Raw genomic sequence first — 11,752 nt, forward strand, 5'->3', positions numbered from 1 at the left:
TTATGGCGTGATCCACAACGGCAAGCCCTTCGACTCCAATTACTTGGTGAAAGGGCTTGCTATTCAAGACGGTATCTGACCCCGGAGGTTTTTAATTACTTCATCGTGTACGTCTGCTGGGCCGTGTCGACCGCGTAGTTGTTGGCCGTGTCCCAGTACGTGAAGCTGTAACGGACCACGTCGCCGATCTTCAGGCCGCTGGCGGTGTAGCTGTTGACGCCTGCGCTTTGCGCCATGCGCACATTCATCTGGCCGCCGTCGTTGACGGTGTAGTGCACGTCCGCCCAGGCGCTTGAATTCCACGCGAACTTCAACATCGTGGCGCTGGTCTGGCTGACGGCCGGCGTTGGTGTCGGCGTTGGTGTCGGCGTTGGCGTTGGCGTTGGCGTTGGCGTAGGTGTCGGGGTCGGCGTAGGGGTCGGCGTAGGCGTCGGCGTCGGGGTTGGCACGCCGGTATCCCAGATGATGTCGTCGATCGCCATCTGGAAGGCGGCCGTCGGCAAGGCCGCGCTGTCGCTGGCGATCTGGAACACGTCCGCCACCGATTGCAGCGCGACCAGCGGGCCGGCCAGGTCGGCCACCGGGATGGTGGCGGTGCCCCAGTCGCCATTGCGCACCAGGCCGTACGTGGTGGCGTTGGCCGGGAACTTGACCGAGTGCTGGTTGGTGTAGGTGTCGCCGATGCCGATCGTGAAGGCGACATTGGCCGGGATCTTGATCTTCAGCTTGACGGTCCCGTTACGGAAGTTGCTCAGGTCGCGCACGGCACGCGATTGCACGCTGCCGCCGAACCATTGGCCCGGCGTGTTGTAACTCCACGACATCGAATTGCTACCCTCATACGGTGGCAAGTTGCCGGCCGAGACCGATGCGTTGTTCCACACGAAAATGTCGGACGTGGTGCCGGCCACCAGCTTGTTGTTGACCACCGTGTTGTCGGTGAACACGCCGAACTTGCCCACTTCCGGCACCGTCTGGTTGCCGAGCTTGACGGTGCCCTTGCCGTCGAGCTGGTAGACGCGCACGTAGTCGACGTACATCGTGCCCGGCAGCGGCGCGGTCACCTGGGCCGGCGTGGCGGCGTCGGTGAAGTTGCCGCCGACAGCCAGATTGAACAGCAGGTAGAACGGTGCCTGCAGCGCGGTCGAGTTGACCGGCAGCGGGCCGTTGTACATATCGTGTTCGACGCCGTTGTCGACCACCGTGAAGCGCATCTGCGACTCGGTCCAGTAAAAACGGTAGACGACAAACCGATTCGCCAGCGACTGGCCCGGCACGTACCAGCTCTTGGTCTGCCACGCGGTCGAGGCGGCGCAGCTTTCGTTGCCCGGCACGCAGGCGGCCTGCTGCCAGGTGATGACGTTGGAGGCGGTGAAGTTGTCGATGGCCGGCGTCGGCGAGGCGCCGGCGCGGCTGCTGGCCTTGTGTCCCATTTCCATGATGTCGATCTCGCCCTTGCGCGGCCACACCTGCGGGCTGGTGCCCAGCATCCACGCGGCCGGCCACAGGCCGATGCCTAGCGGCGGCGTGGCGATGCGCGTTTCGATCATGCCGTACTGTACCTGCACCTTGTTGGCCGAGTCGATTTTGCCGGAGGTGAAGACGTTACTGCCGACGGTCTGGTTCTGCGCCTTGATCGCCAGCGCCCGCGTGTTCGATTCGAACGGCACGTTGACGATGGAGAGATTGTTGGGGCTGTAGTACTCCAGCTCCTGGTTGCCGTAGCCGCACAGGCCGATCTGGCAGCCGTTGCCGTCGTAGGTGTTCCACAGGGTCGTGTTCAGCGCCGCGCCATTGAATTCCTCGGACCACAACAAGGTGCCGATGACGGGACTGGTGACGCTGGCCGACACCGGCGCGCCGTAAGCCAGCACGATGCTGGTGGCGACGGCGGACAGAACGAATTTCTGTTTATTCACAATGACTCCTCGTATCGATACTTCCTCAAATTCGAACCGGACAACGATCCGGCCCGCTCCATGCCGACACGGTCGGTGTCGGCGCTTGCGTTGCGGCGAGAGGGAAAGGACGCGGCGGCGTCTTCAAAAAAAGCGGACGCACGGGCGCCTTCGCTACGAGGCGTTTTGCTAGTCACTACAGTCCCCTTGCCGGTCCGGATCACTGTCCGGACACTATTTATGGATAGATTTGGAAACGATTCCAATTCCTGTAGAAAATATATTCCGATAAACATTTTTTGTCAACGCCAATGCGCAAACGTGCGCCGGATGATGCGCGTCAAACGCGCGGCGGCGGCGCGCCCGTATGCTGGCAATTGAGATCAATCTGACAAGAGCGGAGAAGGTGATGTCCGATTTCCACCGGTATTTCAAGGAGAACATGGAGGCCCTCGGGCTGCCCGCGCCGGACAGTCTGTTCGGTACGCTGCAAAGCAGCCTGACCACGGTCACGGTACTGTTGGCGAGCATCGACAAGTTCGGCAAGAAGGTCACCGTGGCCGAGCTCATCGCGGCTGGCACGCGGCTGGAAAAGCTGGGGATGATCGGCACATTGTCGGCAGCGTTTTACGCCGGCGCGTGCATCGGCAGTTTGGCCGTGGCCACGGGACGGTCGATGTCGGGCGGCGCCACGGTCGCCGACGTTTTGCTCTATGCGCGCACGCACCACCTGCACCGTCCGTGGCTGGCGGCCGAACTTTATCGCTCGCCTGGGATCTATCGACCGAGGGTGGCCGGCAAAGCCACGCACAAGTACGCGGCCATTCAACGGTGAGCGATATCATGAGAGACGATCTGATACTGGTACTGGCGGCGCTGGTGTGCGCAGGCTTCGCGTGGGCGTTCTGGCATTATCTGGGCGAGCAGGCGCTGGGCGCGTTAACGGTGATCGCGCTGATCGCGCTGGCCGCCGACAATTACCGCCTGCGGCGTCGCCTGCGCCTGCGCCACAACGGAGACACGTAGGGCGGATTAGCGAAGCGTAATCGGCCCTACGTGTTTTAGAATTGATCGTGGTGGTGAGCCACATCCGCGCAACGTAGGAGCGAATGGCACAGCGCAATCGGCCGGTATTTCAGAGCGTATCAACCGTGCTCGCGAATCATCGCCACATTACTCCACCGTGATGGCCAGGTCGCGCCCTTTCACCGCCGCGTTGCCGGCGTAGTCCTCTGCGGTGATGCGCAACGTGTACTTGCCCGCGTCGAGCGTGCCGACCTTCCACGCGCCCGGCGTCAGCTTGCCGTGCATGAGCGAATTGTTGATCGCGTAAGCAAACCGCGTCTCCGCATTGCCGTGCACGGTGATCCCGCTGCCCTCCATATACGCCAGCTTGACGGCTTCCCGATTACGCGGAATCCTGTCGTACAGCTGCGTGATCACCGGCTGCTCCATACCAGGGATGACCTCCCCTTCCGCATTCAGCAACTGGTAACCAAGTTTATACAACCCCAGCCGCCGGCGCGCCTGCACGCCGTTCATCTGATCGAACGCATCCACGACGATCTGCACCTCGCCCAGGCTGCGCCGCACCAGCAGCCTCCCACCGGCCATCTCCTTGAGCCGCTTGCCGCCGGCGTCACTCAACGTAACGCTCTGGATATTCGGCGCGATGGTGTCCTCCAGATCGATAAACGGCAGGCTCAGCGGATTGAGCGCGTCGCCGTTCGGCATGTAGTCGAGATGCACGTGCGCCATCCGATTGACGGTTCCCAGCGTCTCGCCGACAACAAACCGCGTGCCCCGCTTGACGCGCACCGCATCCGGCGCGCCCTTCTCATCCTTCAACACCTGAAAGCGCGGATCGACCACCTTGTCGCGTCCATCGCGGCCCACCCGCATGTGAATGTATTGCAGGCCATTGAACGCGATACCCTCCGACAGCTCGCCATAGCCCCATGTCGCGCGCGGGTCGGTCACCTTGCCCGCCGTGACCGCCAATACCGGCGTGCCGATCGACGCCTGCACATCCAGCCCCGAGTGGAAATGGTGGCGGCTCTCGCCGTTGAAATCGCCGCGCACCTCGCCCATCAATCCAACCACCTCGTGCCGCTTGTCCTGCGGCTTGACCGGCCACAGCATGGTCGCGCCATGCGATGGCTCGGCCGGGGCCGGTTCGTCCGGCGGCGCGGTCTGGCCCGCCACCGCCGCGCCCACATGATGCAAGCGATACGTGGCCCCGTCCGTCACGAATAGCGATCCATCCCTGGCTACCGCAATGCCGCGCGGCGCATACAGGCGCACGCTGCCATCGGGGCCGTAGCCCGGCTCGGCCATGCGATCGACATCGGTCAGCGCCAGCACCTCGCCGACCGGCGTGATCTGTGCCAGCCGGCCATGCGCATTACTGCCGACATATAAATAGCCGTCGGCCGTCAACGCCACGGCCACCGGCGAGCGCAGCAGCGAGGCGCGCTCGCCCTCCTTCGCCTCGGCGACGGTGGTGACGACGCCGTTTTTATCCAGCTTGCGGATTGCGTGGTTGCCAGTATCGGCGATGTAGAGATCGCCGTTGGCGGCCACCGCCAGCCCCGTGGGCAAGTCGAACAAGGCCTGCGCCGCCGGACCGTCGGCCTTGCCGGCGCGACTGCCACCGGCGATGGTGGTGACGTCGCCGTTGGGCGCGATGCGGCGGATACGGTCGTTATACGTATCGGTCACGTACACAACGCCGTCGCCGTCGACGGCCACGCCGATCGGACCGTTGAACCGCGCCGCCGCGCCCCGGCCATCCCTGTCGCCCGCCAGGCCGTCGCCGGCCAGGGTCGATACCTTGCCGTCCGGCGTGATCTTGCGGATCGCGTTGTTGCCGGTGTCGGCCACGTACAGATTGCCGGCCCAGTCCATCGCAAGACCGGAAGGCGTGTTGAACGAAGCCGCCTTGCCGAGTCCCTCCGCGTACCCCTCGACCGCGCCGGCCATGGTGCTGCTGACGCCGTCCAGCCCGATCTTGCGGATGCTGTTGTTGTCGCCGCCGTCGGCCACGTACAGGTTGCCGGCCTCGTCGAGCACCACGCCGAACGGATCGGCGAAGCGGGTGCGGCGTCCGCTGCCGTTGCTCATGCCCGGCAAGCCGTCGCCGGCAATCGTAGTGACGCGCGCGCTCCACTGGCGCTGCGTGCCCTTGGCGGCGGCCACCGCCGCCTCGCCCTTGTCCGCCGATGGTTGCACCAGCACATAGGCGACGCCGCCACCGACGGCCGCGCCGCCGAGCGCCAGCGCGGCCAAAATTAATTTCAATCGAGTTGGAGACACGTTACGCAGCCTGAAGTTGACTTGATGGATACCATACTATTGCATTCATGCATCTTTTGACAGCATATTCATTTCTTGCGCAGACGCTTCAGCGCCAGCGGCAACAGGTTAAACAGACGCACCAGCGCGTGCATCTGCCACGGGAAGACGTAGCGTTCGTCGCCCCGGGCGATGGCGGCGGCGATGCGTCGGACGGCCTCGTCCTCGGACATCAGGAAGGGCTTGCCGCTGGCGTCGCCGCCATTCAATTCGCGCAGGCGAGCGGTGTCGACGTAGCCGGGCACGATGACCGTCACCGCGATGCCGAACGGCGCCAGCGCCTTGCGGTAGGCCTCGCAGATGGCGATGGCCGCGCGCTTGCTGGTGCTGTAGACGGAGCCGCCCGGATAGTCGCGCTGCAAGCCGGCGATCGAGGCGACTGCCACCAGATGCCCCCGTCCGCGCGCCGTCATCGTCTCCGCGCCGGCGCTGAAGGCATGATCCAGTCCGCCGACATTCACCCGCAACACCGGCAAAGTGGCGGCGCGATCGCGCGCGATGGCGGCCGCGTCGGTGTATTGCCCGGCGCTGACGATCAGCAAATCCAGGCCGCCGGCGGCGAAATCGGCCACCACCGCCGCCACCTGGTCGCGGTCGGCGATATCGCAGGCATGCGCGGTGACGCGGCCGTCGCGCATCAACGGCAAACCCGCGACCTTGTCCGGATGGCGCCCGCAGACGGCCACGCGCGCGCCCTGCCCCGCATAGTGGCGCGCCAGCCCGAGGCCGATGCCGCTGGTGCCGCCGATGATCATCACGTTTTGAATGGTCATCGCGTCGCCTCGTTAAGCCTGCTGCTGTTGCGCATTGACGGACGGCCGCCCTGCGCCGCCAACGCATACGCCTCCCGCGCGCGCTCATAACCGTAATCCCACAGCGCGTCGGCATCGGCCACGTAACGTTCGTAGCTGGCCGGAGGCACCAGCCTGACACGGTTGCCGCGCCAGTCCACCCGCTTGCGCACGCCGCGCCCTTGCATGACGCGCCGGACATCGGACGTATCCACCCACACATCGACCGGCTGCGCGTGCACGTGGCGCAGCCGCCGGTTGCCATCGAAGCCGAAGACGGTCCGCAAGGCGGGGGCGGCCAGCAACTCGTCGTAGGCTTCCTTCATCTCCATGGTGACGTGCCGGGCCAGGCCGCGCGCCAGCTCGACCGGGAACAGATCGATCACGCCGCCCGTGTAGTCGGCGCCACGCGCGTTCTGGCAGCGGAAGTACACCATGTCGGCAACGGAGATGCGGGCAGCGTCGGCCACCGGCATGGCTGTATCGACCAGCAGATCCGGCGTGACGGCGTCGGTCCAGCCATCGGCGCCTATCGCCGAGGGCAAGCCATCGGCCAACGCGGCGGTGCGTTCGCCGCAAAACAGCGCAACGCTGTAAATGGCGCGCCCGTCCCTGGCCCGCCCCGTTTCGTGCGAGCCGAACAGCAGCTTGCCGCCGATGATGGCCAGCGCCGGACCGCCCATGCCGCCAGCCGGCGGCAGCGGCAACGCCGGCAACTCAAACAGATAGTCGTTGAACAGATCGGGCAGACGCTCGGCGCGCCCACCTTGAAGACGCCGCCGCGCCACATCGCGCAGCGCGCGAACCGGCGTGGCCCGCTCGCTGGAGCGCATGTCGCCAAGGAACTCGTACATCTGCCGCGAACGCAGCCACGCCCTGCGCGAGGCCGTATCGGGCAGGCCGGCGATGATGGCGCCTGCGACCGCGCCGCCGCAGGTGGCCAGCAGCAGGTCCGGCTCCCGGCCCGCATCGATGGCCGCCGCGTGCATGCCAAGGTAATAGCCGAAGCGGAAACCGCCGCCGGCCAGCACCATGCAGCGTTCGTATTTTGGGTATCGCTCAGCTCGCGTCATGCGTGACATAATGCACAATTACATAGTTATTAACAAGGACGCTTCCGCAATGTATCGCCAGTCAGCCCCCGATACCTGCGAGCCCGATCCGCTGGTCGGCGCCGGCACGGCCGATCGCGGCGACGTGCCGACGGGAGATCGCTGGATAGCGCTGGGGCTCAATGCGGCCCTGTTCGGCATTTGCTATCCAGCGGCCAACTACCTCGGCCAGCTCAAACACGAACACTCAGGCGTGGGCGGCGTGGCGATGACATGGGAAGCGGCCCTGCCCTTTGTGCCGTGGATGGTGGTGCCCTACATGACCTCCGGTCTGCTGTTCGCGCTCAGCTTCCTGCTGGTGCGCGGACGCGGCGAACTGTCCGCGTTGAGCCGGCGAGTGGCCTTCGCCACCCTCGTCGCCTGCCTGATCTTCGCCGCCTTTCCACTGCGCTTCGAGCTGGCGCGGCCGGCGGTGGATTCCGCCTTGCCCGCCTGGCTGTTCGCGCAACTGTCGCTCGTGGACCTGCCGTACAACCAGTTGCCGTCGCTGCATGTCGCCTACTGCGTCATCTTCTGGCCTGCCCTGCGCACCGTCGCGCGCGCCGCTTGGCAGCGCGCCGCGCTGGCCGGCTGGCTGCTGCTGGTGACCGTCAGCACCGTGTTCAGCTATCAACATCACGCGCTCGATGTGGCCGGCGGCGCGCTGCTGGGCATGCTGGCGGTCCGCCTGATGCCGGCGCCTCCCGGCGCCGAGGTTCGCAAGCCCGTCAGCTTCGTCTACGCCGTGCTCGCGGCCCTGTCGCTGCTGGCCTGGCTCGCGCTCGGCGGCCCGTGGTGGCTGTACTTGTGCGCCAGCCTGCTGCTGGTGGCGCGCGCCTACCACACCCGCTCCGCCGATTTCCTGCGCAAGCGCGACGGCCGCTATCCGCTGTGGATCTGGCTGTTGTACGCGCCCTATCTCGCCGGCTACCTGCTGACCTGGCAACTGGTGCGGCTGCGCGAACGCCACCGCCCGCCATTCGTCCACCTTGGCGGGCCGTTGTGGGTGGGCCGCCGCCTGAGCAACGACGAGGCCGCGCAATTGCCTGAGGACTGCGTCGTCATCGACCTTGCCAACGAGCTGAGCGAAACACCGGCGCTCCGCACACACGTCTACCGCCACTTCCCACTGCTGGACCTGGACACGCCGACGATGCAATCTGCCCGGCACATCGTCGAGGCCATCGCCGTGCACGCGCGCGAAGGCCGCCCCATCTATTTGCACTGCGCGATGGGCTACCGGCGCAGCCGCGAAGTCGCCCAACTTTATCAGGAGTACAACCAGCAATGAGTTTTTCGATCTACCAGTTGAAGCCACAATTCCAGCGCCTGCTGCGACCACTGATGCGCGCGCTGGTGCGCTGGCGCGTCTCCCCCAACCAGATCACCGTGGCGACGATGCTGTTGTCGATCGCCTACGGCGCGGCGCTGGCCTTGCAACCGCAGTGCGCCGGCCTGTGGCTGGGATTGCCCGCCTTCCTGCTGCTGCGCATGGCGTTGAACGCCATCGACGGCATGCTGGCTAACGCCACCGGGCAAAAGACCCGCCTCGGCACCTTGCTCAACGAGCTATGCGACCAGGTGTCCGACGTCGCGCTGTACCTGCCATTCATGCTGGCGGCCGGCGTGGCGCCGGCGCTGGTGCTGCTGGCGGTGATCGGCGGCCTGCTGGCCGAGTTCGCGGGCGTGATCGCGCTCGCCGTCGGCGCCAGCCGCCGCTTCGACGGCCCGATGGGCAAGAGCGACCGCGCCTTCTGGTTCGGCCTGCTCGGGCTGCTGATCGGATTCGACAGCGCCGCGCCGCTGCTGCACGCAGTGCCGTTGCTGGTGGCGGTGCTGTCGGCGTGGACCGTGGCTAACCGGCTGAAACAAGCGCTGCGGGCTTCCGCGCCAGCGACACCGTAAAGATCCCTTCCAGCCCGATGCTGGTGGCCAGTTTTTGGCAACCGGCGGCGGCCACCAGCCCGTCCATCTCCGCCTGCGGGCGCGGCCGCATCTGCCACGGCGTGCCGCGATGGCTGGTCAGGGTCAGCGCGATCATGTCCAGCTGCGGATGCCAGGGCTGGCCGGTGTAGATCAGGTAGCCGCCGTCGCGCAATACGCTGAAGACGCCCTGCAACGATGCCGACACCGGCGCGTTGTCGCTGAACAGTTCATACAAGCCGGAAACCACCACGATATCGTATTGCCCCTCGGAGACCCGGTAGCTGTCGGGGCTGAAGGCGTCGCGCAGCTGGTACTCCACCGTGGCGTTCAGTTGCAGGTGCTCGGCCAGCGCGCGCGCCTGGTCGAGGTTGTGCTGGGTGAAGTCGCGCAAGGTGACTTCGATGTTCTTGTCCTGGAAACGCTTCACGCTCTCCAGCACGTAACGGCCCGAACCGGCTGCGACGTCGAGGATGCGCAACGGCGCAGCGCCCTGGTGGGCGGCGATGCGCTCCTCCAGCATCCGCTGCAACTGGCGCTTGCGCTGGCGGATGCCACGCCAGCCGACCGCGTCAAGATAACCCCGGTCCATGATCTTGCCGAAGACAAAACGGCCGCCCTCCTGGTTGCGGTAGACGTAGTCGAGCGAGGCGCCGGAATCGAAGCCGTGCCGCAAACCGATCTTCATGCCGTCGCTGACCGGCCCCATCATTCCGAGCATGACGCGTTGCAGGCCGAACCAGGCCTTGGCCAGCGCGCCGCAACTTTGGCCGGCCTTGAGCGCGGCGTAGCGGCGCGCGCTGTGGCTGTCGCGGTCGGCGGTCAGATAATACGACGCGGGGGTCGGCGCGCGGGCGAAACAGGCGTCGACGAAGCGGCGGCTCTCGTCCAGCGCCACCGTGGTGTCCTGTTCGTAAAACAAGGCATGGAAGGCTTCGGGCAGGCGCACGTAGCGTTTTAACGGCGAGCTCAGACGCTCGTAGAAGCTTTGCTGCGGCCCCTCCTTCACGACGAAATCCTTGCCGGCGGCCAGCATCAAGATCGGCGTATCGATGGCGGCGGCGTCCTCGACGATGCGTTTGGCCGTGTCCGCCAGGCCGAGCAGCACGCAGGCCGAGATGGCCTTGGCGATCAGCGGATCGGCGGCATAGGCGGCCGCCTCTTGCGGCGAGTGCGTCAGCATGCCGGGCCGGATATAGCTGGTGACGAACAGTTCCGGCTTGAAACGGCGCGCGAAGCGCAGCGCCGGCTTGGCCAACGGCACATACAGTTTGATCTCGAACGCGGCCGCCGCCATGATGACGCCGCGCACGCGCGGCGCGTAGTCGTGCAGCCAGGTCGCCGCGATCACCGCGCCGACGCTGTTGGCCACCACCAGGATGTTCTCGATGGCGATGCCATGGGTGGCGACGATATGGCGGATGAAGTCGTCGAAGTCGCCGACCAGGGTCTCGAAGCTGGGCGCGTCGCCTCGTTCGCCCGGCGAATAGCCGTGGCCGCGCGCATCCCAGGCGAACGCCCAATCCTGCGTGAAGCCGAACTGTTCCACCAGCGGCTGGATGCGGCCGGAGTGCTCGTGGCCGCGGTGCAGAAAGACCAGCGCCCGCTGCGGCCCATCCTGGCGCGGTGTCGCCGGTTGCCATGTCCGGTAGAACAGCCGGGTGCCGTCATCGCAGGCAAAGCCGGATTCGTTGGTGTTCCATGCCAATGAGCGTTCAGCTTTCATGGGGTGCTTTCGTTGAGGTGGGTGATCAGGAAATACAGCAAGGGCGCGGTGACGACGAGACTGTCCACGCGGTCGAGGATGCCGCCGTGCCCCGGAATGAGTTGCGAAAAATCCTTGACGCCGTAGGCGCGCTTGGCGGCCGAGAACATCATGTCGCCGCAAAAACCGCCGACCGACAGCAGCACGGCGTACACCGCCAGATGGCGCGCGCCAGCCAGATGCAGATAGCGCCCCAGCAGCAGGGACAGCAGCAAGGTGACGGCCACGCCGCCCGCCAGGCCCTGCCACGTCTTGTTGGGACTGATGCCGGGAGCGATGCGATGACGGCCGAACACGGTGCCGCTGATGAATTGGGCGACGTCGTTCAGCGCGGTCAGCGCGTAGAGATAGAACAGCCACGACAGGCGCAGGCGCGCATCCAGCGGCAAGCCGTCGTAGCGGATCAGGAAACTGCTGCTGTAGCACAGCGTCAGCCACAGCAGCCAGGCCAGCATCGCCTGGGCACGGTGGCGCCAATACAGCAGCAACTGGAGCGCCAACACGGCCGGCATCAGCACGTCGAAGGCTTGCGGTTGCAGATAGGTCGATATGATCACGGCGGCCAGCACGATGACCGCCAGCGAGGCGAAGCGCGGCCCGCCGAACGGCATCAGCTCCCGCAGGGCCAGCACACCGATGGCCAGCACCAGCAGGACGGTGCCGGCCGGATGCAGCAGCAGGCTCAGGGTCAGCACGGGAAAGATCAACCACCAGGAATTGACTTGCAGCCGCAATTGGCTTTGCGGCCTGGCGCGCAAGGTCCAGCCGACGCTCAGCGAAGCCATACCCAGCAACAGGTAAAGCATTCCCAGCGAGATAAGGATCTCTGTGCCGAGCGAGGCCATAATATATTGCATAAAAACCTCAGTTAATGAGTTTGCAATTATATGCCTAAAAAAAAGCCCGCTACGAGAGCGGGCTAAATCTATT

Annotated in this window: 10 protein-coding genes; 4 read left to right on the top strand and 6 right to left on the bottom strand. The window is 65.5% G+C overall.

The genetic code is table 11. The features are described from left to right. Positions 1 to 95: 95 nt before the first annotated feature. Positions 96 to 1,919 (bottom strand): glycoside hydrolase family 16 protein, encoded by a 1,824-nt coding sequence (locus AC07P1_RS20925; RefSeq protein ID WP_494697634.1) that lies wholly within the window; start codon positions 1,917 to 1,919, stop codon positions 96 to 98. Positions 1,920 to 2,265: 346 nt separating this feature from the next. On the opposite strand from AC07P1_RS20925, the gene AC07P1_RS20930 reads away from it, so the two are divergent. Both AC07P1_RS20930 and AC07P1_RS20935 read left to right on the top strand, forming a co-directional pair. Further along, positions 2,266 to 2,733 (top strand): hypothetical protein, encoded by a 468-nt coding sequence (locus tag AC07P1_RS20930; protein ID WP_494697635.1) that lies wholly within the window; start codon positions 2,266 to 2,268, stop codon positions 2,731 to 2,733. 8 nt (positions 2,734 to 2,741) lie between these two features. Next, complete coding sequence (locus AC07P1_RS20935; protein ID WP_315219879.1) at positions 2,742 to 2,924, top strand: hypothetical protein; 183 nt, start codon at positions 2,742 to 2,744, stop codon at positions 2,922 to 2,924. A gap of 147 nt (positions 2,925 to 3,071) precedes the next feature. Here AC07P1_RS20935 and AC07P1_RS20940 read toward each other — a convergent pair whose 3' ends face one another. From AC07P1_RS20940 to AC07P1_RS20950, 3 genes are all read right to left on the bottom strand, one after another. After that, on the bottom strand, positions 3,072 to 5,198 hold the full coding sequence (locus tag AC07P1_RS20940; RefSeq protein ID WP_494697636.1) for a gluconolaconase: 2,127 nt from the start codon (positions 5,196 to 5,198) through the stop codon (positions 3,072 to 3,074). An 83-nt stretch (positions 5,199 to 5,281) separates the two neighbouring features. Further along, positions 5,282 to 6,025, bottom strand: coding sequence for an SDR family NAD(P)-dependent oxidoreductase (locus AC07P1_RS20945; protein WP_494697637.1), 744 nt, complete (start codon positions 6,023 to 6,025; stop codon positions 5,282 to 5,284). Next, the gene (locus AC07P1_RS20950; protein WP_494697638.1) at positions 6,022 to 7,116 is read right to left on the bottom strand and encodes a patatin-like phospholipase domain-containing protein; all 1,095 of its coding nucleotides are present in this window, start codon (positions 7,114 to 7,116) and stop codon (positions 6,022 to 6,024) included. The genes AC07P1_RS20945 and AC07P1_RS20950 overlap by 4 nt, the downstream gene beginning before the upstream one ends. 49 nt (positions 7,117 to 7,165) lie before the next feature. Here AC07P1_RS20950 and AC07P1_RS20955 point away from each other — a divergent pair, with 49 nt between their 5' ends. Together AC07P1_RS20955 and AC07P1_RS20960 are read left to right on the top strand one after the other, a co-directional pair. Beyond that, on the top strand, positions 7,166 to 8,425 hold the full coding sequence (locus tag AC07P1_RS20955; protein ID WP_494697639.1) for a phosphatase PAP2 family protein: 1,260 nt from the start codon (positions 7,166 to 7,168) through the stop codon (positions 8,423 to 8,425). Next, a complete protein-coding gene (locus tag AC07P1_RS20960; RefSeq protein WP_494697640.1) occupies positions 8,422 to 9,039 on the top strand; it encodes a CDP-alcohol phosphatidyltransferase family protein in 618 nt (205 codons plus the stop codon). Before AC07P1_RS20955 ends, AC07P1_RS20960 begins: the two co-directional genes overlap by 4 nt. Here AC07P1_RS20960 and AC07P1_RS20965 read toward each other — a convergent pair. After that, positions 8,990 to 10,783 (bottom strand): bifunctional alpha/beta hydrolase/class I SAM-dependent methyltransferase, encoded by a 1,794-nt coding sequence (locus tag AC07P1_RS20965; RefSeq protein ID WP_494697641.1) that lies wholly within the window; start codon positions 10,781 to 10,783, stop codon positions 8,990 to 8,992. The genes AC07P1_RS20960 and AC07P1_RS20965 overlap by 50 nt on opposite strands. Further along, positions 10,780 to 11,679, bottom strand: coding sequence for a phosphatidate cytidylyltransferase (locus AC07P1_RS20970; RefSeq protein ID WP_494697642.1), 900 nt, complete (start codon positions 11,677 to 11,679; stop codon positions 10,780 to 10,782). The genes AC07P1_RS20965 and AC07P1_RS20970 overlap by 4 nt, the downstream gene beginning before the upstream one ends. Positions 11,680 to 11,752: the final 73 nt, after the last annotated feature.

The organism is Duganella sp. GW821-FHT07F09 (assembly GCF_059418705.1).

What these genes read in the sequence shown, in the direction of transcription:
- AC07P1_RS20935 (WP_315219879.1), top strand. Translation starts at nt 2,742, where the DNA reads ATGAGAGACGATCTGATACTGGTACTGGCGGCGCTGGTGTGCGCAGGC.
- AC07P1_RS20955 (WP_494697639.1), top strand. Translation starts at nt 7,166, where the DNA reads ATGTATCGCCAGTCAGCCCCCGATACCTGCGAGCCCGATCCGCTGGTC.
- AC07P1_RS20960 (WP_494697640.1), top strand. Translation starts at nt 8,422, where the DNA reads ATGAGTTTTTCGATCTACCAGTTGAAGCCACAATTCCAGCGCCTGCTG.
- AC07P1_RS20950 (WP_494697638.1), bottom strand. Translation starts at nt 7,116, where the DNA reads ATGACGCGAGCTGAGCGATACCCAAAATACGAACGCTGCATGGTGCTG.
- AC07P1_RS20945 (WP_494697637.1), bottom strand. Translation starts at nt 6,025, where the DNA reads ATGACCATTCAAAACGTGATGATCATCGGCGGCACCAGCGGCATCGGC.
- AC07P1_RS20970 (WP_494697642.1), bottom strand. Translation starts at nt 11,679, where the DNA reads ATGCAATATATTATGGCCTCGCTCGGCACAGAGATCCTTATCTCGCTG.
- AC07P1_RS20965 (WP_494697641.1), bottom strand. Translation starts at nt 10,783, where the DNA reads ATGAAAGCTGAACGCTCATTGGCATGGAACACCAACGAATCCGGCTTT.
- AC07P1_RS20930 (WP_494697635.1), top strand. Translation starts at nt 2,266, where the DNA reads ATGCTGGCAATTGAGATCAATCTGACAAGAGCGGAGAAGGTGATGTCC.